We start from the raw sequence: 25,104 nt of genomic DNA, 5'->3' as shown, positions 1-25,104 counted from the left end.
AGACCCCATGGATATCGTCCGCGACTTTCCCTACCCCGTTCGCCACATCGAAAACGTCTTTATTCCCCTGAGCGATGGCCAGCGCTTGGCTGCCAAGCTGTGGCTGCCCGAGACGCCAGATGACACGCCGTTTCCTGCCATCATGGAGTACATCCCTTACCGCAAGCGTGACGTGACCCGCGGGCGGGATGCCGGCAATCACCCGTACATGGCGGGCCATGGTTATGCCTGTATTCGCATCGACATGCGGGGTAGCGGTGACTCGGATGGCGTGCTCACCGATGAGTACACCCAGCAGGAGCAGCAGGACGCCGTGGAGGCGATTGCCTGGCTGGCCGAGCAGCCCTGGTGCAGCGGCCAGGTCGGCATGATGGGTATCTCGTGGGGCGGCTTCAACAGCCTGCAAGTGGCGGCCCGCCAGCCACCGGCCTTGAAGGCCGTCATCAGCCTCTGCTCCAGCGATGATTTGTACGCCGATAACATGCACTACATGGGCGGCTGCCTGCTGGGCGACAACCTGTCGGAAGCCACCGTCATGCTGGCCTTCAACGCCCTGCCGCCCGACCCGGAGATCGTCGGTGAGCGCTGGCGGGAAATGTGGTTCGAGCGCATGGAGCACAGCGGCCTCTGGATCGACCAGTGGCTGCGCCACCAGCGCCGCGACGACTACTGGACGGCAAGCTCGGTGGGAGAACGCTACGATGCCATACGCTGCCCGGTCTACGCGGTAGGCGGATGGGCCGACGGCTTTACCAATACCGTGTTTCGCCTCATGGAGCACCTCGACGTACCGCGCAAGGGCCTGATAGGGCCCTGGGGCCACAAGTACCCTCATCAGGGCATTCCCGGCCCAGCCATTGGCTTTCTGCAGGAAGCCTTGCGCTGGTGGGATTACTGGCTGAAGGGCAAGCAGAACGGCATCATGGACGACCCCATGCTGCAGGTGTGGCAGCAGGACAGCGTGCCCCCCGACAACCGTTATTGCCATCGCCCAGGGCGCTGGGTAAGCGAACCGCAATGGCCCTCTCCGGGCATTCAACCTACGCGCTACTACCTGCAGCCCTACCGCTTGACCACGGTGCCTCCTGCCGAGGAGGCTTCGCCGCCCCGCCAGGGCTTGCAGTCGCCCATCAGCGTGGGCATGGCGGCAGGCAAGTGGTGCTCCTACGCCGCCACGCCCGACCTGCCCGGCGACCAGCGTGAAGAAGATGGCGGGTCGCTGATCTTCAGCAGCGGCCCGCTCTCCGAGCCGTTGGACATCGTCGGCATCCCCAGCGTGACCCTCACGGTGACCAGCGACCAGCCCCAGGCCATGCTGGCCGTTCGCCTTTCCGACGTGGCCCCGGACGGCAAGGCCACCCGCGTTACCTACGGGCTATTGAACCTGACCCACCGCGACAGCGATGCTCATCCCCGCCCATTGACCCCAGGCGAAGCTTACCGGGTGAGCATTCCCATGAACGGCATTGCCCAGCGCTTCCCTGCAGGCCATCAGTTGAGGGTCTCGCTCTCTACCTCTTACTGGCCGCTGGCATGGCTCTCTCCTCGGCCTGCTCAGGTGGATATCATTTACGACCAGTGCGCGCTGCACCTGCCGGTACGGCACGCCCCCGACCACGAGCCCGCGCAGCCCTTTGGCCCACCCGAGCAAGCGCCCCCATTGGCCACGACGCCGCTGGCCCCCAGCCAGCACAACTGGCTGCTGCACCGTGACCTGGCCACCAAGCGCTCGACCCTGGAAGTCATCAACGATCAGGGGCGCTTTTGCATCGACGACACGGGCACCGAGGTACACCGCTGTGCGCGGGAGTACTACAGCACGGTGACGGATGATTTCACCTCGGCTCGGGGAGAAACCCTCACCGAAAGCCACTTCAAACGGGGCGATTGGGATACCGAGGTGTATACCCGCACGGTGCTGAGCTGTACCGACACGCACTTTATCGTCCATGCCCAGCTGGATGCCTACGAGCAGTCGTATCGCGTGTTTTCCAAGAACTGGTCGTCGAGGATTCCTCGGGACCATCTGTAATCTTCGGTACTGGCTGTAATCTTCTGACGCTCGGCCCGCTTTTCTGGCGGGCCAACCACAAAAAAACCCCGGCCAAAGGCCGGGGAAGCGGGCATAGCAGGGCTGGGCTTGGCCGCGCTATCTCTTCGCTTTCAGGTCATCATTTTCAGCCCGAGCCAAAAAGGCCTGGGTGGTGTCATCAAGATGCTGGCTCAACCAGTCGGCCATGGCCTGCTCTTCCTGGAGGATTTCCTGGCAGACTTGTACCACTTGAGGCTGATTGGCCTTTTCGGCGGCCGCTATCAGCGCGCGATAGCTGGCAATTTCAAAGCACTCGAAGGCGTAGCTGGCAATGCCGCCTTTCACGACTTCGTCACCCGCCATCATGCCACCCAGCGCCTGGCCAAAGGCAGAGAGCTTGCCGCCCAGGTCTTTCATGGCCGAGGTGTCGATGCCCAGGTCATGCATGACCCGCTCCAGCTTCTCGGCCTGGTGCTCGGTTTCATGCAGGTGCTGGTCGATTCTGGCGCGCAGCTCAGGGTAATGTTCCAGACGTTTCGCCTGTGACTTCAACATATCCTCAGCCTGCTTTTCCATGGCATGGGCATCGCGCAGCCAGTTTTCCAGATAGTGAGCTTCCATGGTGTCCTCTCCTTGTGTCACACGCCTACTTGTTCGGGTCGATTTGCTCTTTCTGGGCGCCAGACTTCTCTTTGGCCCCGCCCAGACTCGGCTCCTGCCCTTCCGGTGATGGCTGGTTGCGCACGCTGAATTCACTGCGGCCATCCAGCGAAGGGCCTTCTGCCCAGCGGCCCTGGGGCGCTTCCTTGTCCAGCAGGGTATTGAGGTAGTAGTAGGAGTGCTGCATGGCCTCATGGTCCTGAGGCGTCGCGTTGGGGATCGGCAACTGCTTCTCGAAGCCGCCCAGCTCTTCGATGACCGCCAGCCACTGCTGCTGGTGGTAGGTATCCCGGGCAATCAGGAACGACAGAAAATCCTTCATGCCGTGGTCGTCGGTCCAGTTGTATAGCCTCGAGGCCAGCACGCGGCCACCCGCTTCGGCGGTGGCATTGGCCAGCATGTCGGCGGCAATATTGCCGGTGGCGTATACATGGCTCATGTCGAAAGGCACGCCGTTGGCGTTCACCGGCATGGCCGACAGTCCCGACGAAAGCAGGTGGCGGGGGTTGGCGCCCCCCAGAATGGCGTTCATCACCGGATCCTGAGCCGTGGCTTCCTGGTAGGCCACGGGCGCGCCCTCCAGGTTCAAGGCGACGGCATGACCCAGCATCTCGATATGCGACAGCTCTTCCGTCGCCGTAGACATCAGCATGTCTCGAATCCGATCATCGCCCCGCGCGCCCATTGCCTGAAAAAAATACTGCATGGCCACGCGAATCTCCCCTTCGATGCCGCCAATGGCCTGTTGCAGCAGCATGGCGAACTCGGGGTTGGGCTTATCCACTTTCACGGGATACTGAAGCTTGCTGGAATGGTGGAACATAGCGCGATCTCCTCCTTGATAGCCGAGGTGATGGCCAGGGGGCACTCCCCTGGCCAGTCACTCAAAGCTTCTGTTTCAGTTGCTTCCGTGCCTGCTCGGCAATGTCCTCATAGCTCTTGGCCACTCGGTCGAAAAACTGCTGCGCTTCGTCGTCCGAGTGCTGTTTGGCATCTTCCGAGAACTGCGAACACAGCTGAACACCTTTGGACGCATGATAAAGCGTGCTCACCATGTCGAAGTTCTTGTCATTCACGGGACTATTCATCCATCTCTCCTTGAGTCGTGAGTGCATACCGGTATCCGTGGCTTCGAGCCCGTTCAACCAACGGGATCAAAAGGAGCGCCAACGGCACATTGGCGCTCCTGGACGGGCATCAACACCACGCCTGGCGTGGCCGAGCCCGATGCGGTCAGCGCTGGTTGCCACCACCGCCATGGCTATTTTCGCCGCCCTTCTTGCCTGCTTCCGAGGCACGTTCAGGGTCGTTGGCAAAATTGCCACCGCTGTTCTGGCCGCCTTTCTGGCCAATCTCTTCGTAAAACTCTTTACCGTGGTTGCGGGAAGTCGCCTCACCGCCTTTCTGTCCTGCCTCTTCGCGACTCATTCCGCCATCGTTGCGATTATTCGCCATGATCAATCTCCTTATTGCATGTAATCGGCAAAACTCATTGATTGAGAGCGCTCGATTTATCGCTCGAGCCCTTTGAGGTTAGTGAACGCCAAGGGCATATCAAGGAAAGAGAACGACAATCATGAACGTTTAATATTTATGATTGGGTGTTGGGATATGTATTAATAAGAAAGCAACCGACCAACTAGAAAAACAACAAAAGACAAGAAGCGAAGCAACATCAATAAATCGTTTTAATGCGGAGAAAGGAGCTTTCGATGTCACACTATTGCCACATAGCCCTCTTAAGGTAATAGTGATATACGTTGCCCAAAACCCCGTACCAGGAGTGCCGCGATGAGCCATACAGCGCAGCCAGACCTTATGCATACGCTGCAAGAAGCAGCCCGGCTGGCTGGAAAAGTCCTCACTGAGGGGTATCACAAAGCGGGGGGTATCGACTTCGAACGCAAGGGAAGCTCGGACTTCGTCACCCATTACGATCAGGCAGCTGAACACGCCATTATCGATACCATTCAGCGTGCGCATCCAGAGGTGGGATTTCTTGGCGAGGAAACGGGCGTTACGTCGTCTCGCAGTAGCGACCTTACCGTCATCATCGACCCGCTCGACGGCACTAACAACTTCCTGCACCGGGTGCCGCATTTTTCGGTTTCTATCGCGGTGCGCCAAGGCGCAACGCTCATACAGGGTGTGGTCTATCATCCCTTACTGGACGAAATGCTCTGGGCCGTGCGAGGCCAAGGAGCCTACCAAGGGTCAAGACGATTACCCATCTTATCGGCCCGCCCCCTCAACGAGATGCTGGTTGGCACTTGCTTACCGTATCATCATAAAGGCGACTGTATGACGAGCCAACGCCAGCTCGCGGCGCTGATGCCCCATGTGGCAGGCATTCGCAGCCCCGGCTCTGCGGCATTGGAAATTGCCTATGCAGGCATGGGCAGGTTTGACGCCTTCTGGTCTCAAGGTGCGGAGCTAGAGCTTTGGGATATTGCAGCGGGTATTGTCATCGCACGTGAGGCTGGGTGCCAGGTTAGCGACCTTGCTGGCCACGATGATCCCGACGAATGGAACAGCTTGCTGATCGCCCATCCCGAACAACATGGCACACTCAGGAGCCTGCTAAATGAGTGACTGGACTGACCACTAAACTAACCATGGTGCTGAGCTTACCTGCATTGAAGAGACGGGCACGCTAGAATAGTGGCAACCCTATATTGGTGCGCTCTGCCTTGGCAATGACAGGCTAGCGCTAAGCGTGTGCGTTGCTTTTGCTGGGCCATTATTTCACCTGCTGGGGCTAGAGTCGGGCGGCTTCCATCTATACGGGGAGAGTTCAGGCGGTAAAACCACACACCTTTAAGCGGCTGTTTCCGTATACGGCTCGCCTAAGCTAGTGCGTAGCTGGCGCTCTACTGACAATGCCCTTGAGTCAATCGCTTCCGCGCGCTCTGACAGCCTGCTTGCCTTGGATAAAATAGGCATGTGTATGTAGCCCGCGCATCACCGGTGAAACGGTGTACATGCTGGGCAACGGTGCCGGGAGGGCCCGGGCGAATGATCGCGGCAACAGTAAGCCCGTGCGCCGCTGGCGGTTGTTGTTTCTCTCTACGGGGCAAAAGACGCTAGAGCAGCACAGGGATGAAGCCAACCAGATGCACAGGGCGGGCATGGATATCCATATGCTTGGCGTTCCTGCTGATGCTAACGCTGGTATGGGCCTGTTTCAAGAGCTTCATGGCTTCGACAACGCGGCGGATCTGTCTGATTCCCTCAAGGCCAGCGTTAATAAGTATTACGGCACCCCGCTAGTGAAGTTCCTGGAAGCACTCACCACCCCTGATAACATGCGTACCATTATCAAAGCGTTTCCCAAAAAGCTTCAAGCCTTTGAGAAAGAGACACTCCCGAAGGATGCCAGCGGACAAGCGCACCGCGCCGCTGCTCGCTTTGCCCTGGCGGCCTTGGCGGGTGAATACGCCACCGAGTGGGGAGCAACGAGCTGGCCTGCCTATACCGCATGTAATGCAGTTAAGGCGTGTTTCTCTGCCTAGCTGACTGAGCGCGGCGGGGCTGGCAGTCAGGAAGAATCCAAGGTACTCGATGCTCTTTGCCACCTGATTGAAACACACGGGGAGGCGCGATTCTCTCGCCTGAACATGGATTGCCAGCACGATACCCATGCCCCGCGCACCGTCAATGAGCTGGGCTATCGACACACAGCAACGCTAGGCAGCGGCGCTGAGTGCAGCACCATCACGACCTATTACATTGCGTGGACAAAAGAGGTGTGGAGCCGTACGGGGCTACCCTCAGCACGCCAAGCCAACAAGATGTTAAAGGCTCATGACGTGCTTCAACTTGACCATGAAGGCAAAACATCTATCAAGGTACCCGGCATCAGGGGCGGCGCAGTGCGCTACTACGTGTTCACCAATGAAGCGCTCTACAGGGCACAGGGGGCGGCGAATGATGACGAACAAGCTAAAGCTGCTTGATTTAATCAGCAAAGAGGCTGGTTGACAAATCCGCAGAATAGCCATATATTTTGGTTGACAAAACTCAAAATCAGCCAGGAAACATCATGATCCTACCTCATCCTTCAGCTTTCTATGCCGAACTTACAGATGAACGCTTGACAACTATTGCAGAGCTATTGCTAGACATCAGGTTCAACACTCGAAGAGAGCTGAACTCAGAGCATGATGACTCATACACGCGTGAAACTACTACCTTTGGGCGCTCCCGGAATGCTCTTATCCAACTATGTCAAAGCGGCCGCTTCGATTGGCTAACATTGGCAAGTCCTGGTATGGACGTAACTTTCTTTATCGGGAATGTTCCCTGCCGCTTTTTCCGGGATGATCCTGAAACACCTTCTAAAAAGGGTTTCTTTCGACGCAATCAAGTAGACGATTTATTCGCTGAAGATGACCAGCAGCCAGTCATGTGGCGTTTCATTGTAGAACGGGCAATGACTGAAGAGGATGAGGATCGCGCTTTCTTTATTGGCTATAACGCATATCAAAACGAGGTAAGTACGTGGGCGTATGCATCTAGCGCCACTATTCTACATTCGGTTGATAAAGATACTCCCCCTGCTACTGAGTTACTGTCTCCTGATGTTGATGTTCTTGACGACACCAATAGCAGTGAAGAAGCTGACAACATTCCATTTCAACAAAGGCGTTCTAACGACGCTCTCGATGAGTAATAACGATGAGCTTTACTTTTGACGGATCATCTTTGAGACTAGCACGGATATTTAATGACTTTGCCTTAGAAGAGGTTGCTGAGAAGGTTGGCAAAACACGCCAATACTTGCATAAGCTAGAGACGGGGCAAAGCTCGCCTACGCCGGAGCTGTCTGAGTCTCTAGCTCATGCTTTGTATGTTCTGCCTAATTTTTTTAGTAAAAAAGAGTATCGACTCAACGAAGATCAGTTTCATTTCCGCAAGCTATTCACAACTAAAAATAGCATCAAGCAGGTCGCAATAGCTCGAGGAGAGATGATGCACCTGCTTATTAAGGAGCTGGAGAAAGAGCTAAAATTCCCTCCTGTGAACATCCCCTGCTTTCAAAACATCATGAGAAATGATGATATCGAACAAGCAGCAGAGGAATGTAGGAAACACTGGGGACTAGGATTAGCACCTATACATAACATGACTCGTTTAGCAGAAAACATAGGTGCAATTGTCACTAATTTTAATATTGTATCGAAAGAGGTCGATGCTTTATCTGTTTCTGTTGAGCGTCCTTTTATTGTGAGAAACACAGCAAAAGAAAGCGTATGTAGACAACGCTTCGACATTGCCCATGAAATCGGACATCTCGTAATGCATGAAGGCATTGTCACTGGTGACAGAACTACTGAAAATCAAGCCAATCGGTTTGCAAGCGCTTTATTACTCCCAAGGCCAATGATGCTTAAGCTATATCCTCGCCCAAATGGTAATAGGCTAGACTGGAAGGGGATGAGGGAATTCAAATTAAACTGGAAAGTTAGTAAAGCTGCTATATTGTATAGAGCCAGGCAACTTGACCTCATAACAGAATCCCAATACAAAACAGGCGTTATCACTCTTAGAAAATACGGCGAAACACAAGGTGAAAAGGAAGATCATTTAATAGCACCTGAGCCTCCAGAGCTATTAGAGAAGTCATTAAGAGTTTTACTAGAAAAGAAAAACCTTGGTTTTTCTGAGCTAGCGAGAAAACTTGAAGTACAACCAAAATTCATTCAGGAAGTCACAGGCCTGAGCATGCGCGAAGCCCTGAGAAAGCCAACTCTAAAGCTAGTACAGTGAATGACAGCTGCATAACTGTTCTGCAGTAAGTGACCAGCCGCCACCTCTGATTGCACAGACCCCCTACTCGCTCAGGCCCCGTAACACACTACGGGGCCTGAGCTGCTTCTTTTATGCCTATCGTTGGACCTACACTGGTGCTGCTACTGAAGATGGGGTGACGTCGCCATCGCTCGACTGACTGAATTTGCCCAGCAACGTGGCCAACGCACACGCGGTGAAAAAGGCGCGTGCGCGCCTTACCTCTGGATCGTGATGAAGCTGACTTAAATTTGCAGCTTACGCGGGATTGAGGTCGTCACGCTAACCGATGCCAACAGCACGGCCGATGGCGTGATGACTAACCGCCGCAAAGGCTCCCGGGATAATGTCGTTCGCTGGTACCCAAGACTATCCGCCGCCTGGTCCGCCGCCGCCGAGCGCCGCGCTGGAATTTGGAAAGCCAAAGGCAGACCGGTACCGATGCACCCAGAAAACCGCCCACTCATCGTGGCGGCGGACAGCAGCGAGCTACGTAAATCGGGCCTAGACACTGCCTGGCAGCGGTTGATCAGGTTGGCCATCGAAGAGGGAATCATTACAGGGGAAGAGCTCTTCGGCCTTCACGACTTAAAACGGCGCGGCATCACCGACACCAAAGGCACCCGCCACGAAAAACAAGAAGCTAGCGGGCACCGCTCAGCCTCAATGATGGATACCAACGATCTGAGCGTGCCGGTGGTGAGGCACCCTGGTGAAGAATAAGGGTTTTAACTGCACTTTAGTCAATATGTTTATAGGTAGGGATCACAATCGATTCACCTATATTGTCTTTTAGTGCTTCATTAATTCTAGACCATACATTTTCATCTTCAGATATACCTAGAGCTTCCTTAACCTTTTTGAGATCGGCCTTGAAAGAAGTAGGTGACCAAATCTCACCGGGCTCTCTTGGGTCATTTTTTACACGCACTTCAAATGGCTCCAAATAGCCGGTATGCCCCATCTCAACATATTTGTGTGAAAGCAGACATGCTAGAGCGAAGTCCATGAACGTACCCTCTAGCGAGTCAATACTTACAGACACAGTCGTTGTTTCAGGTGAGCTATATCGCCCCCCTGCGGCAGCGTGAGATTGGTATGTGAGACTCATTTAAATGCCCATATCTATGTAAAGTACTACGGAAACGAAAAAGCCGCCCCAAAGGGCGGCTTGATCATGTTCTCTAACGCTTTGCTTTTAAACCACTTTTAGTGGTGCCGACACCAGGAGTCGAACCCGGGACCTACTGATTACAAGTCAGTTGCTCTACCAACTGAGCTATGTCGGCGCGTCGCGTTTTCTTGAGAATTTGATTGGGTTGCCGTTAAGCTAGCCAATCAACAAGAAATCTTGTTGGCAATGGCTGGGGTACCAGGATTCGAACCTGGGAATGCCGATACCAAAAACCGGTGCCTTACCACTTGGCGATACCCCAACGTTGTGGTGGCCAGAGACGGAATCGAACCGCCGACACGGGGATTTTCAATCCCCTGCTCTACCAACTGAGCTATCTGGCCCTTGCCAACGGTGCGTATTAAACCAAAAGCTTCGGTTTTCGTCAACACCTTTGTGAAACTTTCTTTCTCGTCACATGCTTAGGGCACATTGGGCCGCGTGAGCCACGGCCACGCCTGCGCCCTTTGCGGGTAACGGCGGAGCCCTGGCGGGGGCTTATGCCTGGCTGGGGGGCACGTACCCTTCGGCCTGGTCGGTGGCTTCGTTGTTCAGGAAGCGTTCCATCTGCTCCATCAGGTAGGCGCGTGCTTCGGGGTCGAGCATGTTCAAGTGCTTTTCATTGATCAGGCGGGTTTGCAAGGCCTGCCACTCTTGCCAGGCGGGCTGTGACACCGTGGCCTGTATTTCCTGGCCCTGCTTGCCGGGCAGCGGCGGGAAAGGTAGCGCGGGCAGCTCTTTTTGATACTTGCGGCAAAAAACGGTGTTGCTCATGGAATAGCTCCTGGGCGGATGCCTAATGAAAATCGTGCCAGTCGTCAGCGCGCTGGCCCCGGTGCCGGGTCGAGGTCAAACGGCGCCAGCTGGCTCAGCAGCGATTTGACGGGTGCCGCCAAGCCTAACGCAGGTGGCTGGTGAACGTCATACCATAGGCCATTTTCGCGCACTCCGGTGAGCCGTTCACAGCTCACTGGCTGCGGGGTGATCAAAAGCTTGAAGTGGCTGAAGGTATGCGTAAAGGCGGGCAGCGGCGCCAGGCGCCGGGCGGCGACGACGTTATCCTCCAGCCAGTGGTTCAGCTCGCCGTGGCGCTCGAACTGCGGCAGGCTCCAGAGCCCGCCCCACAGGCCGCTGGGCGGGCGTTGTTCCAGCCACACGCGCCCCTGGGGGTCCTGCAGCATCAGCATGAGGGTTTCACGGGTGGGGGTAACTTTTTTGGGCTTCGATTCCGGGAAGCGCTGCGGTTCGCCCTGGGCGTAGGCGCGGCATACGTCATTGAACGGGCAGATGGGGCAATCAGGCTTGCTGCGTTTGCACAGCGTGGCGCCAAAGTCCATCACCGCCTGGGTGTAGTCGGCCAACCGCGTGGTGGGGGTGAAGTACTCGGCCAGCGCCCACAGGGAGCGCTCTACCGCAGGCTGGCCGGGCCAGCCCGCCACGGCGTGCAGCCGTGTCAGCGAACGCTTGACGTTGCCATCCAGAATGGCGGCCTGCTGGCCGGTGCTTTGCGCAATGATCGCCCCGGCAGTGGAACGGCCGATGCCGGGCAGCGTCATCAGCATATCGACGCTCTGGGTGGGCAGCTCGCCGCCATGCTCGGCCAGCGCCAGCTGGGCCGCCTTGTGCAGGTTGCGGGCGCGGGCGTAGTAGCCCAGCCCTGTCCAGAGGTGCAGCACTTCATCCTGAGGGGCGCAGGCCAGGGCCTCCAGCGTGGGGAAGCGCTCCATGAAACGTTCGAAGTAGGGAATTACCGTGGCCACCTGGGTTTGCTGCAGCATGATTTCCGACACCCAGACGCGGTAGGCGCTGCGGGGTGACTGCCAGGGCAGATCGTGGCGGCCATACTGGTCGAACCAGCGCAGTAGACGGTGTTGAAACTCATCGGCCGCCAGGCACGGCGTAGGTATCTCGGCCATGGTCACTCCTGAAGTGCTTGCCATGAAAAAAGCGCCGGCGGTAAGGCCGGCGCATGCAGGGGGTGGTGCCTCCTTCTCTATAAGAAGGCAGGCGTATCAATTGAACAGGCGGCGAATACCTTCGCGCAGCTCCTGGCCCGCGCCCTCGCCCAGGCGCTCGTCGATGCGCTCGATGGTGGTGCCCAGGCGCTCTTCGAGCTCTTCTTCCAGACGGCCGCCCGCTTCAGTGCGCAGCAAATCCACCACGCTGGCCTGGAACGCGGTGCGGTCGAAGCGGCACCATTCGGCTTTATCATCCCCCAGGTGGCCTTCACAGCGGATGGGCAGCGGCAGCTGCTCCAGGCGCGGGTTCACCTGGCAGGCGGCGTCGGCGGTATCGACCAGGCGTGCATTGGCCAACGTCATGAAGTCCTGAGAGGTCAGGTTGAGCTCGCCTTCGCCTTGCACTTCGATACCCGGCAGGGTGATCGACAAGTCATCGCTGTGCACGACGCCGTTGCGTACCTGGAACGTGGCGTCGAAGCGCTCGAAGCGCGTATCGGGATGCCACTCACGGGTGGTGCCCTGGCCTTCCAGCAGCGCCGCCAGCTCGCACATCTCACGGGAAATATTGGTACGCAGGATAGCGCCTTCGTTCAGCCGGGCATCCAGCTCGCCGTTGAGGTTGCTGAGCAGCACCTGACGGCTGTTGCCCTGGGTCGTCAAGTCGCCTTCCAGATTGAAGCGGCCGCGCAGCGGGGCCTCTTCGTCACTGAAGGTTTCGATCAACGGGGCCACTTGCACATTGCTGATGCGCGGCGCGAATTGCCAGGTCATCACGCTGTCGGTGGCGTCCAGCGCGCCGGTGGCGTTGAGTTCGCCGCCATAGAAACGCGATTCGAAGCCGGTCAGGCGATGGTTGCCCTCGTCACCGCGCAGCGCCAGCTGGGTGTCGTTGAAGGTCATGCCCGCCAGCTGCAGCTCGCCGACGCTGAGGTCACCCTGCAGGGTCAGGCCGCTGAGCCACTCCTGGGGCAGCAGGGCTTCTTCGGCCTGGGCAAAGGCGCTGCGCAGCAGGCCCCGGCTGGCTTGCTCGGGGGCGGCAGGCCGCGGCAGGTAGCGGTCCAGGTTGAGCTGGTCACCGTCCAGATTGAAGCTCAATTGGCTGCCATCCAGAGCAGCACTCACGTCGCCGGTAAAGGTGCTGTCATCGATGACCAACGAGAGGCGTGGCAAGGCGATGCGCGAGAGATCACCTTCGACCGGGCTGGTCAGGGCCACGTCGCTCAGCGCCGCTTCGCTGGTGGTATTGAGCGTTGCGCCGGTGCGCGAGATCCAGGGCCGCAGGGTAAAGGGGGCTGCGGTGAGCTGGCCGCTGTACCGGGGCGCTTCCAGCAGCTGTTCGAGGTTGAGGTGGCCGCTGACCCGCAGGCCATCCGGCCCGGTCAGTTGCAGGTCCTTCAACTGGGCGGTCTGAGCGGCCAGGTCGCCTTCCAGGCCGAACGCCAGCGAAAGGGCCAGGCGTCCCTGCCAGTTGTCGGCATGGCGCAGGCCGACATCCAGCACGCCTTGGCGAATGCTGAGCTGCTGCTCGCCCATGCGCGCCACGATTTCAGCCGCTTTCAGGCTGAGCTGCTGGGGCTCGCTGTTGGCGCCTGGGCGGGTCTGCGTGGTGAGCTGGGTATTCTCCAGAGTGATCTGCTCATCCTGCAGGCCAAGGCGCAGGCGAGTTTCCAGGTTGACCTCGCTGGTCATGTCCGGCGTGCGCTCCAGCACTTCGGCATCCAGGCGGTTGTGCCGGGAGAGCGTGAACATGGCCTTGAGCGGGAAGGAGCGCACCGGGTTGACGTTGGTGCCCGAAATGTTCAGTGGCTGTACCCGCCACAGGGCCTGGCTCTGTTCGTCGCGGTAGCGAATATCCGCCCCTTTGACTTCCACGCTGGCGATGTTCAGCACCACCGAGAGGTTGCCTGCATCGGCATTGGGGCCTGCGCTGGCCGGTGCCAGCACGGTTTCGGCGGACTCGTTGCCGTGTTCGGAGAGACGCTCCAGCAGCGGCGCCCAGTTGCCCTCGCCTTCGGCGTTTTTCACCAGGTTCAGGCGCATGCCGTCGAGCGTCAGGCCATCCACGGCGATTTCACCCCGTAGCAGCGGCGCGAAGGCCACGCTCACCTCGGCCCGGTTGATCGCCGCGAAAGCAGACTCGTCCACCGACTGTTCGGGCAGCCAGGCACGGGCCTGCTCGACGCTGACACCGATACGCGGGTAGAACGACCAGCTGATCGGGCCTTCCAGCGCCAGATTGAGCCCTGTCTGCTCTTCCACCACGGCGGTCAGCCGGGGCTTGAAGTCTTCCGGGTCCAGAAAGGTGGTGACGTAGACCACGGCAGCGACGGCGGCAATGGCAAGAATGCCGATGGCCGCCAGTAAAATACGGAGTAGCTGTTTCATTAACCTTTCCCTTGGGGGTCTAGCTCTACAAAATCACTGGTGGCCGGGAGGCCCGGTTCCGTTGGCTCGGCATCGGCGATGGGCCGATAGCCCAATTTGGATAGCAGCACGCGGTCGGCCAGCGGCAGCGTGGTGGTGGCAATACGCAGTACGCGGCCCTCTTCCTTGGCCTGTTCGCCCATCAGCGCCATCAGCCGTGAGCCCACGCCACGCCGCCGCGTGGTCTTGCGCACGCACAGCTCGGATAGCCACCAGGCGCGGTCATCGCCCTCCTGCACCGCCACGGCTCCCAGCAGGCGGTCGTTGAACAGGGCGCAGGCAAACACGTGCTGCCCTTGTAAATGCTGCTCTATGAAGGGCAAGACCCTGGGGGGTGGCATGCGCTCTTGCGGTGCGTCTTCATAGATACGCACGAGGTCGATACGCACTTGCTCATCGGCGTCCCATCGGGCCTGGTCGACGTATTGCAGTGTCACCGGCATGGTGAAATCCTCGTTGCCAATGCAGCCAGGCTGCTGTTTGAGCGCCGCAATTGGCGGCGACATTTCACGCATTGTAGCGGATGGGGGGGCCGATTCTCTATAATGCTTGTTTTGGCCGCAGCCGCCGCCCGCCGATTATTCCTCAGAGTGCGCCTCGGCGCAGGAGATGCAACATGTCAGCGCGTATTGCCACGGTTAGCCGTGACACCAACGAAACGCAGATCACGGTCAGCGTCAACCTTGATGGTGAAGGCCGTCTTCGCTGCCAGACGGGCGTTCCGTTTTTGGACCATATGCTTGACCAGGTGGCTCGGCACGGAATGGTCGACCTCGATATCGACGCCAAGGGCGACCTGCATATCGACGACCACCACACCGTCGAAGACCTGGGCATCACCCTGGGCCAGGCCTTTCATGAGGCGATTGGCGACAAGCGCGGCATCTACCGTTACGGCCACGCCTACGTGCCACTGGACGAAGCGCTCTCACGGGTGGTCATCGATTTCTCCGGGCGTCCCGGCCTCTTCATGAACGTGGAATTTACCCGCGATACCATCGGCAGCATGGACACCCAGCTTTTCTGGGAGTTCTTCCAGGGCTTCGTGAACCATGCGCGGGTGACGCTGCACATCGACAACATCAAGGGCTTCAACGCCCACCATCAGGCAGAAACCATCTTCAAGGCCTTTGGCCGCGCCCTGCGCATGGCCGTGTCGGAAGACCCCCGCATGGCCGGGCAGATGCCCTCCACCAAAGGGTGCCTGTAATGCCTAACGCAGCGATCAGCCATCGCTCGATGACCTCGACAAGGAGCGCTTCATGACCATTGCCGTGATCGATTATGGAATGGGCAACCTGCACTCGGTCGCCAAGGCGCTCGAACACGTCACCCATGAGAACGTGATCATTACCCGTGACCCCCGGCGCATTCTGGGCGCGACCCGCGTGGTGCTACCTGGCCAGGGGGCCATCCGCGACTGCGTGGGCGAGTTGGAGCGTACCGAGCTGCGCGGGCTGGTGGAGGAGATTCTGACCCGCCAGGCCAAGCCGCTGCTGGGTATCTGCGTGGGTCAGCAAATGCTGATGGAGCGCAGCGAAGAGAATGGCGGCGTGGACTGCCTGGGCTTCTTCCAGGGCAGCGTCGACCGCTTCCCGGCGGACATGCGCGATGCCCAGGAGCAGCGTTTGAAAGTGCCGCACATGGGCTGGAATCTGGTCGCCCAGCATCATGACCACCCGCTGTGGGCCGGCATCGATGACCGCGAACACTTCTATTTCGTGCACAGCTACTACGTGAATGCCGCCGACGATGCCCAGGTATTCGGCACGACGGACTACGGTCGCGTCAGCGCCCACGTGGCGATTGGCCGCGATGCCACCTTCGCGGTGCAGTTTCACCCGGAAAAAAGCTCCCGCGCAGGCCTTCGCCTGCTGGAAAATTTTGTCACCTGGACGCCCTGAGAGGTTTCACTATGTTGGTAATTCCCGCGATTGATCTCAAAGACGGCCAGTGTGTGCGCTTGAAGCAGGGCCGCATGGACGAAGCCACTTCCTACGGCGACGACCCGGTGGCCATGGCCGCGCGCTGGGTAGAAGCCGGTGCGCGTCGCTTGCATCTGGTAGACCTGAACGGCGCTTTCGAAGGCAAACCGGTCAATGGCGACGCGGTGACGGCCATTGCCCGCGCTTACCCTAACCTGCCGATTCAAATTGGCGGCGGCATCCGCTCGGCGGACACCATCGAGCACTACCTGAACGCCGGGGTCTCTTACGTGATCATCGGTACCAAGGCGGTCAAGGAACCGGAATTCGTCGGTGAAATGTGCCGCGCCTTCCCGGGCCACATTATTGTTGGCCTGGATGCCAAAGATGGCTATGTGGCCACCGATGGCTGGGCAGAAGTCTCCACCACCAAAGCTACCGAGCTTGCCAAGCGCTTCGCCAACGATGGCGTCTCCAGCATCGTCTACACCGATATCGCCCGCGACGGTATGATGCAGGGCGTGAACGTGGAAGCCACCGCGGCGCTGGCCCGCGAAGGCGGCCTGCCGGTGATCGCCTCGGGCGGCGTCACCAACCTGGATGACATTCGCGCGCTGTGCGGCGTGGCCGACAGCGGCATTCTGGGGGCGATTACCGGACGCGCCATCTACGAAGGCAGCCTGGATGTCGCCGAAGCCCAGCGCCTGAGCGACGAGCTGAGCGGAGGCCGTGCATGAGCCTGGCCAAGCGCATTATTCCCTGCCTGGACGTCGATGCCGGGCGCGTGGTGAAGGGCGTGAACTTCGTCGGTATCCGCGATGCCGGTGACCCGGTGGAGATCGCCCAGCGCTACAATCAGCAAGGCGCCGATGAAATCACCTTCCTCGACATCACCGCCAGCCACGAAGACCGCGCCACCACCGTGGACATGGTCGAGCGGATCGCTGGCGAGGTGTTCATCCCGCTGACCGTGGGGGGTGGCATTCGCACCTGCGACGATATTCGCACCATGCTCAACGCGGGCGCCGACAAGGTGTCGATCAACACCGCCGCCGTGACCAACCCGGAGTTCGTGCGGGAAGCCGCCGACCGGTTTGGCAGCCAGTGCATCGTGGTGGCCATCGACGCCAAGAAGGTTTCTCAGGAGGGCGAACCCGACCGCTGGGAAATCTTCACCCACGGTGGGCGCCGCCCGACAGGCCTGGATGCCGTCGAGTGGGCCAGGAAAATGGTCGAGTTCGGCGCAGGCGAGCTGCTGCTGACCAGCATGGACCGCGACGGCACCAAAATCGGGTTCGATCTGGGCGTGACCCACGCCATTTCCGAGGCCGTCAGCGTGCCGGTGATTGCCTCGGGTGGCGTCGGCAACCTGGACCATCTGGTGGACGGCGTATTGAAAGGCGGTGCGGATGCGGTATTGGCCGCCAGCATTTTCCATTTTGGCGAGCACACGATTCCCGAGGCCAAGCGTTACATGGCCGAGCGCGGCATCGAGATGCGTCTTTAGGAGAGTGACATGCCCCGTGCCTGCACCTGGTTAGGTGGCCTGGCAATGATTTGGCTGAGCGCATCTGCCTCGGCCTTTTCTATGCCTGACTGGCCACCGGCCTTCGAACTGGACCACACGCTGGTGCAAACCAGCCTGTTGACTCGACACTTCAGCCCCGACCCGGAGCACACCAACCAGCAGGATCTGGTGAGTGTCGAGCTGCACAACCCTGACCGCTGGCTGGCGGGTGCCGCCTGGTTCAAGAACTCCTTCGACCAGCCCACCTGGTACTTCTACGCTGGGCGGGAGTTTCCGCTGGGGCAGCTGGGCGACAACATCAACGTGCGCGCCAAGCTCACCGGCGGGCTGCTGCGGGGCTACAAGGATGAGTTCCGCGACAAGATTCCCTTCAACCGCTACGAAATCGCCCCCGCCCTGCTGCCCAGCGTGGGCATTCAATGGGGGCGCGTCGAGTCGGACCTGATCGTGTTCGGCACGGCGGGCATGATGATCACGGCGGGCGTCCGTTTTTAAGGCCGTTCGTTCGCAAGACCCAAGGGCGGCTACTTGTCGCCCTCTTCCAGCGAAAGCCCCAGGTTGCTGATGCCGTTGTTGCGCCCCAGCAAGCGAATCTCTTTTAGCGCCGCTTTGGTGAGCGGCTCGCTGACGGCTTCCAGCACCGCATCCTGAAAGTCGTTTTCATCGGCCATCAGCGGGTGGTCGCGGATGATCAGCGCCAGCGCCTGTGCATCCACCTCTCCCTCGGTCAGCTCGATGAATGCCCGCACTCCTGCCCGGGAGGTGCGGCTCACGTCCAGCACCGCTTCCGGCGACTCACCCTGCAAGGTATCCAGCAGCGCCGAGATCGAGACCACGGCGTCCAGCGCGCGGCGCGCCCCGAAACTGTCATCGTTGGCCGGAGGCTCGCACTCCGCCAGCTTTTCCGCCTGACGGGCAAAGTCGATACTGGCATTGGGCACGCTCAAGCGCTCCCACACCAGGCTCAGCACAGTACGCAGGGTATGCCCATCACCGTGGCCCGTGGTTTGCTCGTAGAGGGCGTAGTTGGGTAGCAGCCGCTCGCACAAGGCCGCCATGAAGGCTTGCTGGGCGGGCAGCGGCAGCAGTTGCAGACGCTGATAGAATCCTGTGGGTTTTGCCACCATGCTGATGTCCTGGGTCACTGTGTTGATGAAGAGGGTATTGATGAAACGGTATTGATAAACGGTATTGGTGAAGTGGACGCGATACGTTATCGTCCCACACTCGCGGCGGACAAGCTCCGCCGCGCTTGATGTGTGCGGCCGGCGAGGAGATTACCATGCATATTCATCTGCTACAGCACGGCCCTGACCATGGACCCGCTCGCCTGCAAGACTGGCTGGAGAGCATGGGCCATAGTTACACCGTTTTTCATCTATACGCAGGGGAGCTGACCCCGCGCCCTGGCGAGTGCGACGCGCTCATCGTACTGAGCGGCCCCGACGCGCTGTTCAGCGCCCCGCCCGCCTGGCAAAAGGCAGAGCGCAAGCTCATCCACCGCTACCTCGATGGCCAAAAACCCGTCATGGGCATTGGCCTGGGGGCGCTATGGATCGCCGAAGCCCTGGGCGCCGTCATCGCCCCCGGCACCTACCCCGAAACGGGCTGGCACCCTGTCACCCTGGCGCCAGAGAGCACCTTTGACCTGCCCGAGCAGTTCGATGCCTTCATGTGGCATCGCCTGGTATTTAGCCTGCCTGACGGCGCGCTGCCCCTGGGCGGCAGTGCGGCGGCACCGCTCCAGGGGTTCAGTTGGGATGCTGGTCGCGTGGTGGCGCTGCTATGCCATCTCGAAATGACCCAGGCCAGCGCGGCTTCCTTGCTGAATGCCGAGACGCTCCCCACGGCCAGGAGCCCTTCCGCCGGGCGCTTCCTGCAAACCGGCGATCAGATACAGGCAGACCCCAAGCGCTTTCAGCGTCTGGCGCCGCTGCTGGACCGGGTCATGACCCAGTGGCTCAAAAGCCTCTGATGCGTATCGGCCGCCGCTAGGCACTCCACTGCCGAGCGGCGGCCAGGCAGCTTTCCCAGTCCCCCACGTGCAGTTCGGGCGGCCGGTGGCTCTGCTGTTTCTCCAGGTGGTAACGATAGAGCGGGTCGTAATACTCGGTGAGCAGCGGGGCCAGCCACGCCTCGTGAGCCTGGACGTCGCCCGCCTCGTGGGCACGAAACGCCATGGCCTGCAGCCGCTGCAAACGCTGTAGCCGTGCATGCCCCAGCCGCTTGGCCAGCCGTTCCAGGGCGCTTGCGAGCTGTCGCTGCATGCGCTGACGCCCCTCATCGGGGCCAAAGCGGGCCGTATAGCCTCTCTCCAGCGCTTCGATATAGTCCCGGCGCAGCTGGTCCAACCGCCAGTCCAGCGGCATTTCAATGCGGATGCGCGGCGCTTGTTGCAGTGCCTGCCATAGCGGCAGCGGGATATTGGCATTGCCGATCTGCCGCGACTCGTCCTCCATCACCAGCTTGCCTGGCTGGCCAATCAGCCGCTGGGCCAGCGCATGCTCGAAATCGATCTGCGTGGCGGGCTCCTCCGGCTGACGCCCAAACGCGGAACCCTTGTGTTGGGCGCACGCCTCCAGGTCGATGCCATTGGGCAACTGGTTGATCAACGGCGTCTTGGCGCAGCCCGTCAGGCCAGACACCACCAGCAGCGGCTGGTGGGCGGCCTCGTCGATGCGCTGGCAGAGCTTTTGCCGCAGTGCTTTCCAGCCACCTTCGATGCGGGGCCGCAGCAGGCCCGCCTCGGCCAGCCACTGCTGGCTGATTTGGGAGCGCAATCCGCCACGGTAGCAGTAGATCAGTGCATCAGGATAACGCGCCAGGTGAGCCTGCCAGGCCAGCACCCGGGACTGCTTCACCGCACCGCTGACCAGCCGTTCACCCAGCGCAATCGCCGCCTGCTGGCCCTGCTGTTTATAGGCAATGCCTACCTGGCGGCGCTCTTCATCGTCCATCAGCGGCAAGTTCACCGCTCCCGGCAGGCTGCCCTGGGCGAACTCCACCGGCGCACGCACATCGATCAAGGGCGTATTACGCGCCACCAGCTCCAAAGAAGCAGGCAGCGTGGGCAGCGTCATCCGACCACCTGGATCACGGCGTTGCCCTTGGCAGGCTGCATCTCGCCAAACGGTTCCAGCGTGACGCCGTGCTCGCGACCTATGCGCTCCACGTCGTCCTGCCAGGCGGGATCGACACTCAGCAGCAGCCCTCCCGAGGTTTGCGGGTCGCATAGCCACTGCCAGTGGGCTTCGTCCATGGCGGGCAAGGCGCTGCCCAGCGCCTGCTGATTGCGCTGGGTGCCTCCGGGAACGGCTCCCTGGCGGCGGTAGCCTTCGGCCTCGGCCAGGCGCGGCAAGCGGCGAAAGTCCACGTGGGCCTTCACGCCACTGGCGCTGCACATTTCCGCCAGATGGCCTGCCAACCCGAAGCCGGTCACGTCGGTCATGGCGTTCACTCCTTTGACACCGGCCAACGCGATGCCAATGGTGTTGGGCTTGAGCATGGTTTCACGGGCAAGCCCCTGATGCCCTGCTTCCAGCAGGCCGCGCTTTTCAGCGGTGGTCAACAGCCCCACGCCCAACGGCTTGGTGAGATACAGCAAGTCACCGGGCTTGGCCTGGCTATTGAGCTTTAGCTGGTCAAGCGACACCAGGCCATTGACGGCCAGGCCAAAGATCGGCTCTGGAGCATCGATGGAGTGCCCGCCCGCCAGCGCAATGCCCAACTCGCGGCATACCGCCTGCGCTCCGGCCACGACGTCTCCGGCTATTTCGGGCGCGAGTTTGTCGAGTGGCCAGCCCAGAATGCCCAGCGCCATCACCGGCGTGCCGCCCATGGCGTAAACATCACTGATGGCGTTGGTGGCCGCAATGCGTCCAAAATCGAAGGGGTCATCGACGATGGGCATGAAGAAATCGGTGGTGGCAATCATGCCCCGCCCATCGCCCAGGTCGTACACTGCGGCGTCTTCTCGCCCCTGGTTGCCCACGATCAGGCGCTGATGCCCCGCGGCGGGGCCCGCCTTGGCCAGAATGCCGTCCAGCACGTCTGGGGCAATCTTGCAGCCGCAGCCTGCTCCATGGCTGTACTGGGTCAATCGAATCGAACTCATGGTGACTCTCCTTTGCTGTGCTCGGGGCTGGCGTTTCTGCTATCCAGCATAGTCCATGTCACAACGCCTCAAGGGCATCGCTAAGCTTGTCGACCGGGATGACCTCCATACCCTTGGGCGACTGCTTTGGCGCATTGGCGCGCGGCACGATGGCGCGCAAGAAGCCATGCTTGGCCGCCTCGGTAATACGCTCCTGCCCGCTGGGCACGGGGCGAATCTCGCCGGAAAGCCCCACTTCGCCAAACACGACCAGCTCCTTGGGCAGCGCACGGTTTTGCAGGCTCGACACTACCGCCAGCAGCACCGCCAGGTCGGCACTGGTTTCCAGCACCTTGACCCCGCCCACCACGTTCAAGAACACGTCCTGGTCACCGGTGAATAGCCCACCATGCCGGTTCAATACCGCCAACAGCATCGCCAGGCGGTTCTGATCGACCCCGACGGCGACCCGGCGCGGGTTCCCCAGGGCTGACTCATCGACCAGCGCCTGCACTTCCACCAGTATCGGCCGCGTGCCTTCCCATACCACCATCACCAGGCTGCCGGGAGCCTGCTCTTCCTGGCGCGACAGGAAGATGGCACTGGGGTTTTTCACTTCCTTCAAGCCCTGCTCCAGCATGGCGAACACGCCCAGCTCGTTCACCGCGCCGAAGCGGTTCTTCTGGCCACGCAGGGTGCGAAAACGCGAGTCCGCCCCGCCCTCCAGCAGTAGCGAGGCATCGATCATGTGCTCGAGCACCTTGGGGCCTGCCAGGGTGCCATCCTTGGTGACATGCCCCACCAGCAGCAGGACGGTGTTCGTCTGCTTGGCAAAGCGGGTCAGCGCTGCGGCAGACTCGCGCACCTGCGCCACGCCGCCGGGCGCCGAGCTGATATCCTCCAGGTGCATGGTCTGAATGGAGTCGATGACCAGAATCTCGGGCTTTTCACGCTCGGCAACGGCCAGAATGGTCTCGACGCTGGTTTCCGCCAACATTTTCAAGCCGTTGGTGGGAAGCTGCAGGCGATGCGCTCGCATGGCGACCTGGGAAAGCGACTCCTCGCCGGTCACATAGAGGATGCGGCGTTGCTGAGCCAGCTTGCAGGCCGTTTGCAGCAGCAGCGTCGACTTGCCTGCCCCGGGGTTCCCGCCCAGCAGCACGGCCGAGCCCGGTACCAAGCCGCCTCCCAATACACGGTCGAACTCGGCAAAGGTGGAGGTCAACCGTGGCACTTCGCTGAGGTCGACGTTACTGAGGTCCACGACTTCCTTCGAGAGGTTGCCCGCATAGCCAGCGCGCCCGGTCGCCGTCGCTCCGCTGCCAGGCCGCGCACTGGTCAACCGGATCTCACTGAGCGTATTCCACTCCTGACAGCTGGTGCACTGCCCCTGCCACTTGCGATACTCGGCACCACACTCGGTACACACAAAGGCGCTCTTTGCTTTTGCCACCGCTAGCCGCTCCTGTCTCGCATGACTGTACTTGCCACTGTTGTTACAACGGTTGTTGCAACAGTTGTTGCGACGGTCGTTAAGACGGTTGTAACGACCGTCATTGCTACTGTTTCACCACCGCCAGACATACAAAAGGCGGCCAATGGCCGCCTTGATGCGATGCGCTCAGCGATTACTGGCGACGCAGTTGCAGCATCTCGCCGTTTTCAAAGCGACGACGCTCCGGGTCGATCAGCTCGAGCGTACGCTCGTCGATCCGCTGGAAGTAGTAGATCTGGCCGTCACCGTCCGGTGTCAGTTCATAGACCGTCGCGTCGGGGTCGGCAGGCGTACCCGTCAGCACTTCCCAGTTACCGGCGTAGTTTTCATCGGGCGGTGTCTGGGGGTGATTGCGGTAAGTCGCATTCAAGGTAAAGGTACGCTCTTCCGGAGCGGCCATTTCTTCACCCTGCATGGTCACATCCAGGTCAATGCCGTCACAGTTACGGCAGGGCAGAGTACCCTGATAGTTAGCCTGTGAGGCGCTCATGCCTGCGTCGTCGCGCTGATCCGTCGGGCCAGCTGCGCAGCCCGCCAGCAGTGCCAACATAGCCGAACCGGCTAGCAAACTCCTGAATTGCATTGCGTGTCTCCTTATGGTGTTGGACATACATTTCTTTCGCGCGCTTATGACAGCATAACCGCTACAAGGTGCGACGCCCACCCCTTCACAGGAGAAGTATGGGCCGAATCGCGGCCAATGGGAATGCTTGCGCTCTTGCGGCCATCAGGCGACCATGGGGATATTCACATCCGCACAATCAGGTTACCCCCATGAGCCAATACTGGAGCCCTGCCGTCAGGGATCTTACCCCGTATATTCCCGGCGAACAGCCCCGCGAGCGCGTGATCAAGCTCAACACCAACGAGAACCCCTACCCCCCGGCTCCTGGTGTCAGCCAGGCGCTGGCCCAATACCCTACCGATCATTTACGACTCTACCCCGACCCTACCTCTCTGGCGCTGCGTGAAACCCTGGCCAGCCGCTACGGCGTCAGCGTCGCGGAAACCTTCGTGGGCAACGGCTCCGATGAAGTCCTGGCCTTCGCATTTCAGGCGTTTTTTTGCCAAGGGGCACCTCTCGATGTCCCCAGCATCACCTACAGTTTCTATCCGGTATATGCCAACCTTTACGGCGTAGAGCTGCGCAAGCATCCCTTGAATGCCCAGTGGGAAGTGGATATGGATGCGTTGACCAGCGCGAGTGAGCGAAGCGGCGTCATCTTTGCCAACCCTAACGCCCCCACGGGCCATGCTCACCCGCTGGAAGCCATCGAGGCGCTTCTGCAGAAAGTCACCGACCGCGTGGTGCTGGTGGATGAGGCGTACGTGGATTTCGGCGCTGACAGCGCCGTGTCGCTGATTAGCCGCTACCCGAACCTGCTGGTCACGGGCACATTCTCCAAGTCACGTAGCCTGGCAGGATTGAGGCTGGGCTATGCGATTGGCTCCAGCGAGCTGATCGAAGGCCTGCAGCGGGTCAAGGACTCCTTCAACTCTTACCCCGTAGATAGCCTGGCCAGCCTGGTGGGCATCGAAGCCCTGAAGGATACCGAACACTTCGACGCATGCCGCAATAACGTGATCGCCACCCGGGAGCGCACCCGCCAGCGCCTGGAGCGGCTTGGATTCGAGGTATTGCCTTCCAAGGCCAACTTCCTGTTCGCCCAGCACCCTCACCATGAAGGCGCCCAGCTCTTCGCTGGCCTGCGTGAGCGCGGCATTCTGGTCAGGCACTTCAACACCGAGGCGCTGAACAACTTTCTGCGCATTACCATCGGCACGGACGACGAAATGGACAGCTTTATCGAAGCCATGGAAACGCTCTGCGCCTGACGATGCTCACACCCAGCCTTTGGCTGGGTGTTTCGACGTATGCTACGCACAGCAAAAAGCCCCGAACACAATGTGCTCGGGGCTTTCTACGGGATAAGTGCCTGACGATGACCTACTCTCACATGGGGAGACCCCACACTACCATCGGCGCTAAGCGGTTTCACTTCTGAGTTCGGCATGGGATCA

Annotated in this window: 28 protein-coding genes, 3 tRNA genes, 1 rRNA gene and 1 pseudogene; 15 read left to right on the top strand and 18 right to left on the bottom strand. The window is 60.0% G+C overall.

All coding sequences use genetic code 11. The features are described 5' to 3' along the window. Positions 1-7 precede the first annotated feature (7 nt). Positions 8-2,032: a CocE/NonD family hydrolase gene (locus FEU76_RS00170; RefSeq protein WP_144979446.1), complete on the top strand. Its 2,025-nt coding sequence runs from the start codon at positions 8-10 to the stop codon at positions 2,030-2,032. Positions 2,033-2,149: 117 nt separating this feature from the next. Here the strand turns inward: FEU76_RS00170 and FEU76_RS00165 are convergent, their stop codons facing one another. From FEU76_RS00165 to FEU76_RS00150, 4 genes are all read right to left on the bottom strand, one after another. Continuing rightward, the gene (locus FEU76_RS00165) at positions 2,150-2,653 is read right to left on the bottom strand and encodes a ferritin-like domain-containing protein (RefSeq protein ID WP_039182776.1); all 504 of its coding nucleotides are present in this window, start codon (positions 2,651-2,653) and stop codon (positions 2,150-2,152) included. A gap of 25 nt (positions 2,654-2,678) precedes the next feature. Then, a complete protein-coding gene (locus FEU76_RS00160) occupies positions 2,679-3,515 on the bottom strand; it encodes a manganese catalase family protein (RefSeq protein ID WP_039182774.1) in 837 nt (278 codons plus the stop codon). Positions 3,516-3,576: 61 nt separating this feature from the next. Beyond that, on the bottom strand, positions 3,577-3,780 hold the full coding sequence (locus FEU76_RS00155; RefSeq protein WP_039182769.1) for a hypothetical protein: 204 nt from the start codon (positions 3,778-3,780) through the stop codon (positions 3,577-3,579). A 145-nt stretch (positions 3,781-3,925) separates the two neighbouring features. Continuing rightward, a complete protein-coding gene (locus tag FEU76_RS00150) occupies positions 3,926-4,147 on the bottom strand; it encodes a general stress protein (RefSeq protein ID WP_039182913.1) in 222 nt (73 codons plus the stop codon). 336 nt (positions 4,148-4,483) lie between these two features. Between FEU76_RS00150 and FEU76_RS00145 the strand changes: the two genes are divergently transcribed. The 7 genes and pseudogenes from FEU76_RS00145 (at position 4,484) to FEU76_RS18630 (ending at position 9,205) form a co-directional block, all read left to right on the top strand. After that, positions 4,484-5,284 carry an inositol monophosphatase family protein gene (locus FEU76_RS00145; RefSeq protein WP_144979444.1) on the top strand — a complete coding sequence of 267 codons (801 nt, stop codon included), beginning with the start codon at positions 4,484-4,486 and terminating at the stop codon, positions 5,282-5,284. 82 nt (positions 5,285-5,366) lie between these two features. Next, positions 5,367-5,645, top strand: a pseudogene (locus FEU76_RS18790) (DUF927 domain-containing protein). A gap of 28 nt (positions 5,646-5,673) precedes the next feature. Beyond that, positions 5,674-6,204, top strand: coding sequence for a hypothetical protein (locus FEU76_RS00130; protein ID WP_186299069.1), 531 nt, complete (start codon positions 5,674-5,676; stop codon positions 6,202-6,204). A gap of 105 nt (positions 6,205-6,309) precedes the next feature. Then, positions 6,310-6,648, top strand: coding sequence for a hypothetical protein (locus tag FEU76_RS18635; RefSeq protein ID WP_144979438.1), 339 nt, complete (start codon positions 6,310-6,312; stop codon positions 6,646-6,648). Between the two features lie 86 nt (positions 6,649-6,734). After that, complete coding sequence (locus tag FEU76_RS00120; protein WP_222114769.1) at positions 6,735-7,364, top strand: hypothetical protein; 630 nt, start codon at positions 6,735-6,737, stop codon at positions 7,362-7,364. A gap of 5 nt (positions 7,365-7,369) precedes the next feature. Beyond that, a complete protein-coding gene (locus FEU76_RS00115) occupies positions 7,370-8,461 on the top strand; it encodes an XRE family transcriptional regulator (RefSeq protein WP_144979436.1) in 1,092 nt (363 codons plus the stop codon). A gap of 336 nt (positions 8,462-8,797) precedes the next feature. Continuing rightward, complete coding sequence (locus FEU76_RS18630; RefSeq protein ID WP_260851279.1) at positions 8,798-9,205, top strand: hypothetical protein; 408 nt, start codon at positions 8,798-8,800, stop codon at positions 9,203-9,205. A gap of 16 nt (positions 9,206-9,221) precedes the next feature. Here the strand turns inward: FEU76_RS18630 and FEU76_RS00105 are convergent, their stop codons facing one another. The 8 genes from FEU76_RS00105 to FEU76_RS00070 form a co-directional block, all read right to left on the bottom strand. Then, entirely contained in the window at positions 9,222-9,491 is a 270-nt protein-coding gene (locus tag FEU76_RS00105) for a hypothetical protein (RefSeq protein WP_144979434.1), read from the bottom strand. 204 nt (positions 9,492-9,695) lie between these two features. Continuing rightward, positions 9,696-9,771 (bottom strand) — tRNA-Thr (locus tag FEU76_RS00100). A gap of 72 nt (positions 9,772-9,843) precedes the next feature. Beyond that, a tRNA-Gln gene (locus tag FEU76_RS00095) sits at positions 9,844-9,918 on the bottom strand. A 6-nt stretch (positions 9,919-9,924) separates the two neighbouring features. After that, a tRNA-Phe gene (locus tag FEU76_RS00090) sits at positions 9,925-10,000 on the bottom strand. A gap of 154 nt (positions 10,001-10,154) precedes the next feature. Continuing rightward, a complete protein-coding gene (locus tag FEU76_RS00085) occupies positions 10,155-10,430 on the bottom strand; it encodes an oxidative damage protection protein (protein ID WP_039182763.1) in 276 nt (91 codons plus the stop codon). A 44-nt stretch (positions 10,431-10,474) separates the two neighbouring features. After that, a complete protein-coding gene (mutY, locus tag FEU76_RS00080) occupies positions 10,475-11,572 on the bottom strand; it encodes an A/G-specific adenine glycosylase (RefSeq protein WP_144979432.1) in 1,098 nt (365 codons plus the stop codon). Positions 11,573-11,668: 96 nt separating this feature from the next. Beyond that, positions 11,669-14,002 carry an AsmA family protein gene (locus FEU76_RS00075; protein WP_144979430.1) on the bottom strand — a complete coding sequence of 778 codons (2,334 nt, stop codon included), beginning with the start codon at positions 14,000-14,002 and terminating at the stop codon, positions 11,669-11,671. Then, positions 14,002-14,484 carry an acetyl-CoA sensor PanZ family protein gene (locus tag FEU76_RS00070; RefSeq protein ID WP_096923338.1) on the bottom strand — a complete coding sequence of 161 codons (483 nt, stop codon included), beginning with the start codon at positions 14,482-14,484 and terminating at the stop codon, positions 14,002-14,004. The genes FEU76_RS00075 and FEU76_RS00070 overlap by 1 nt, the downstream gene beginning before the upstream one ends. A 173-nt stretch (positions 14,485-14,657) precedes the next feature. On the opposite strand from FEU76_RS00070, the gene hisB reads away from it, so the two are divergent. Genes hisB through FEU76_RS00045 form a run of 5 tightly spaced genes read left to right on the top strand, consistent with a single transcriptional unit; the run spans position 14,658 to position 17,989 of the window. Beyond that, positions 14,658-15,251: an imidazoleglycerol-phosphate dehydratase HisB gene (gene hisB, locus FEU76_RS00065; RefSeq protein WP_039182755.1), complete on the top strand. Its 594-nt coding sequence runs from the start codon at positions 14,658-14,660 to the stop codon at positions 15,249-15,251. 52 nt (positions 15,252-15,303) lie between these two features. Further along, complete coding sequence (gene hisH, locus FEU76_RS00060; RefSeq protein ID WP_016916063.1) at positions 15,304-15,945, top strand: imidazole glycerol phosphate synthase subunit HisH; 642 nt, start codon at positions 15,304-15,306, stop codon at positions 15,943-15,945. Positions 15,946-15,956: 11 nt separating this feature from the next. Next, positions 15,957-16,703: a 1-(5-phosphoribosyl)-5-[(5-phosphoribosylamino)methylideneamino]imidazole-4-carboxamide isomerase gene (gene hisA / locus FEU76_RS00055; RefSeq protein WP_144979428.1), complete on the top strand. Its 747-nt coding sequence runs from the start codon at positions 15,957-15,959 to the stop codon at positions 16,701-16,703. Continuing rightward, the gene (gene hisF, locus FEU76_RS00050; protein ID WP_081136412.1) at positions 16,700-17,473 is read left to right on the top strand and encodes an imidazole glycerol phosphate synthase subunit HisF; all 774 of its coding nucleotides are present in this window, start codon (positions 16,700-16,702) and stop codon (positions 17,471-17,473) included. The genes hisA and hisF overlap by 4 nt, the downstream gene beginning before the upstream one ends. 9 nt (positions 17,474-17,482) lie before the next feature. Beyond that, positions 17,483-17,989 (top strand): hypothetical protein, encoded by a 507-nt coding sequence (locus FEU76_RS00045; RefSeq protein WP_039182746.1) that lies wholly within the window; start codon positions 17,483-17,485, stop codon positions 17,987-17,989. 29 nt (positions 17,990-18,018) lie between these two features. Here FEU76_RS00045 and FEU76_RS00040 read toward each other — a convergent pair whose 3' ends face one another. Then, positions 18,019-18,621 carry a YjaG family protein gene (locus tag FEU76_RS00040; protein WP_144979426.1) on the bottom strand — a complete coding sequence of 201 codons (603 nt, stop codon included), beginning with the start codon at positions 18,619-18,621 and terminating at the stop codon, positions 18,019-18,021. 155 nt (positions 18,622-18,776) lie between these two features. On the opposite strand from FEU76_RS00040, the gene FEU76_RS00035 reads away from it, so the two are divergent. Then, the gene (locus tag FEU76_RS00035) at positions 18,777-19,469 is read left to right on the top strand and encodes a type 1 glutamine amidotransferase (RefSeq protein ID WP_144979424.1); all 693 of its coding nucleotides are present in this window, start codon (positions 18,777-18,779) and stop codon (positions 19,467-19,469) included. Positions 19,470-19,485: 16 nt separating this feature from the next. Here the strand turns inward: FEU76_RS00035 and mnmH are convergent, their stop codons facing one another. The 4 genes from mnmH to FEU76_RS00015 all read right to left on the bottom strand — a co-directional run bounded on the left by mnmH (position 19,486) and on the right by FEU76_RS00015 (position 23,665). Continuing rightward, the gene (gene mnmH / locus FEU76_RS00030; RefSeq protein WP_039182736.1) at positions 19,486-20,574 is read right to left on the bottom strand and encodes a tRNA 2-selenouridine(34) synthase MnmH; all 1,089 of its coding nucleotides are present in this window, start codon (positions 20,572-20,574) and stop codon (positions 19,486-19,488) included. Next, complete coding sequence (gene selD, locus FEU76_RS00025) at positions 20,571-21,608, bottom strand: selenide, water dikinase SelD (RefSeq protein WP_144979422.1); 1,038 nt, start codon at positions 21,606-21,608, stop codon at positions 20,571-20,573. Before selD ends, mnmH begins: the two co-directional genes overlap by 4 nt. A 58-nt stretch (positions 21,609-21,666) precedes the next feature. Next, on the bottom strand, positions 21,667-23,040 hold the full coding sequence (gene radA / locus FEU76_RS00020; protein WP_144979420.1) for a DNA repair protein RadA: 1,374 nt from the start codon (positions 23,038-23,040) through the stop codon (positions 21,667-21,669). 175 nt (positions 23,041-23,215) lie between these two features. After that, positions 23,216-23,665 (bottom strand): copper resistance protein NlpE N-terminal domain-containing protein, encoded by a 450-nt coding sequence (locus tag FEU76_RS00015; RefSeq protein WP_026001970.1) that lies wholly within the window; start codon positions 23,663-23,665, stop codon positions 23,216-23,218. Positions 23,666-23,856: 191 nt separating this feature from the next. Here FEU76_RS00015 and hisC point away from each other — a divergent pair, with 191 nt between their 5' ends. Continuing rightward, positions 23,857-24,918 (top strand): histidinol-phosphate transaminase, encoded by a 1,062-nt coding sequence (hisC, locus tag FEU76_RS00010; protein WP_144979418.1) that lies wholly within the window; start codon positions 23,857-23,859, stop codon positions 24,916-24,918. A gap of 99 nt (positions 24,919-25,017) precedes the next feature. Here the strand turns inward: hisC and rrf are convergent. After that, positions 25,018-25,104 (bottom strand): 5S ribosomal RNA (rrf, locus tag FEU76_RS00005); the annotation flags it as partial.

The sequence above is a fragment of the Halomonas sp. C22 genome, from assembly GCF_007655045.1.
In the GTDB taxonomy this organism is placed as follows: Bacteria; Pseudomonadota; Gammaproteobacteria; order Pseudomonadales; family Halomonadaceae; genus Vreelandella; species Vreelandella hamiltonii.
Note: the sequence above shows the minus strand (reverse complement) of the source record. Positions and strands in the feature narration are given on the sequence as shown.

Bases quoted from the DNA above. Each gene is read 5' to 3' on its own strand.
- FEU76_RS00170 (WP_144979446.1), top strand. From the start codon at position 8: ATGGATATCGTCCGCGACTTTCCCTACCCCGTTCGCCACATCGAAAAC.
- FEU76_RS00165 (WP_039182776.1), bottom strand. From the start codon at position 2,653: ATGGAAGCTCACTATCTGGAAAACTGGCTGCGCGATGCCCATGCCATG.
- FEU76_RS00160 (WP_039182774.1), bottom strand. From the start codon at position 3,515: ATGTTCCACCATTCCAGCAAGCTTCAGTATCCCGTGAAAGTGGATAAG.
- FEU76_RS00155 (WP_039182769.1), bottom strand. From the start codon at position 3,780: ATGAATAGTCCCGTGAATGACAAGAACTTCGACATGGTGAGCACGCTT.
- FEU76_RS00150 (WP_039182913.1), bottom strand. From the start codon at position 4,147: ATGGCGAATAATCGCAACGATGGCGGAATGAGTCGCGAAGAGGCAGGA.
- FEU76_RS00145 (WP_144979444.1), top strand. From the start codon at position 4,484: ATGAGCCATACAGCGCAGCCAGACCTTATGCATACGCTGCAAGAAGCA.
- FEU76_RS00130 (WP_186299069.1), top strand. From the start codon at position 5,674: ATGCTGGGCAACGGTGCCGGGAGGGCCCGGGCGAATGATCGCGGCAAC.
- FEU76_RS18635 (WP_144979438.1), top strand. From the start codon at position 6,310: ATGGATTGCCAGCACGATACCCATGCCCCGCGCACCGTCAATGAGCTG.
- FEU76_RS00120 (WP_222114769.1), top strand. From the start codon at position 6,735: ATGATCCTACCTCATCCTTCAGCTTTCTATGCCGAACTTACAGATGAA.
- FEU76_RS00115 (WP_144979436.1), top strand. From the start codon at position 7,370: ATGAGCTTTACTTTTGACGGATCATCTTTGAGACTAGCACGGATATTT.
- FEU76_RS18630 (WP_260851279.1), top strand. From the start codon at position 8,798: ATGACTAACCGCCGCAAAGGCTCCCGGGATAATGTCGTTCGCTGGTAC.
- FEU76_RS00105 (WP_144979434.1), bottom strand. From the start codon at position 9,491: ATGGACTTCGCTCTAGCATGTCTGCTTTCACACAAATATGTTGAGATG.
- FEU76_RS00085 (WP_039182763.1), bottom strand. From the start codon at position 10,430: ATGAGCAACACCGTTTTTTGCCGCAAGTATCAAAAAGAGCTGCCCGCG.
- mutY (WP_144979432.1), bottom strand. From the start codon at position 11,572: ATGGCCGAGATACCTACGCCGTGCCTGGCGGCCGATGAGTTTCAACAC.
- FEU76_RS00075 (WP_144979430.1), bottom strand. From the start codon at position 14,002: ATGAAACAGCTACTCCGTATTTTACTGGCGGCCATCGGCATTCTTGCC.
- FEU76_RS00070 (WP_096923338.1), bottom strand. From the start codon at position 14,484: ATGCCGGTGACACTGCAATACGTCGACCAGGCCCGATGGGACGCCGAT.
- hisB (WP_039182755.1), top strand. From the start codon at position 14,658: ATGTCAGCGCGTATTGCCACGGTTAGCCGTGACACCAACGAAACGCAG.
- hisH (WP_016916063.1), top strand. From the start codon at position 15,304: ATGACCATTGCCGTGATCGATTATGGAATGGGCAACCTGCACTCGGTC.
- hisA (WP_144979428.1), top strand. From the start codon at position 15,957: ATGTTGGTAATTCCCGCGATTGATCTCAAAGACGGCCAGTGTGTGCGC.
- hisF (WP_081136412.1), top strand. From the start codon at position 16,700: ATGAGCCTGGCCAAGCGCATTATTCCCTGCCTGGACGTCGATGCCGGG.
- FEU76_RS00045 (WP_039182746.1), top strand. From the start codon at position 17,483: ATGCCCCGTGCCTGCACCTGGTTAGGTGGCCTGGCAATGATTTGGCTG.
- FEU76_RS00040 (WP_144979426.1), bottom strand. From the start codon at position 18,621: ATGGTGGCAAAACCCACAGGATTCTATCAGCGTCTGCAACTGCTGCCG.
- FEU76_RS00035 (WP_144979424.1), top strand. From the start codon at position 18,777: ATGCATATTCATCTGCTACAGCACGGCCCTGACCATGGACCCGCTCGC.
- mnmH (WP_039182736.1), bottom strand. From the start codon at position 20,574: ATGACGCTGCCCACGCTGCCTGCTTCTTTGGAGCTGGTGGCGCGTAAT.
- selD (WP_144979422.1), bottom strand. From the start codon at position 21,608: ATGAGTTCGATTCGATTGACCCAGTACAGCCATGGAGCAGGCTGCGGC.
- FEU76_RS00015 (WP_026001970.1), bottom strand. From the start codon at position 23,665: ATGCAATTCAGGAGTTTGCTAGCCGGTTCGGCTATGTTGGCACTGCTG.
- hisC (WP_144979418.1), top strand. From the start codon at position 23,857: ATGAGCCAATACTGGAGCCCTGCCGTCAGGGATCTTACCCCGTATATT.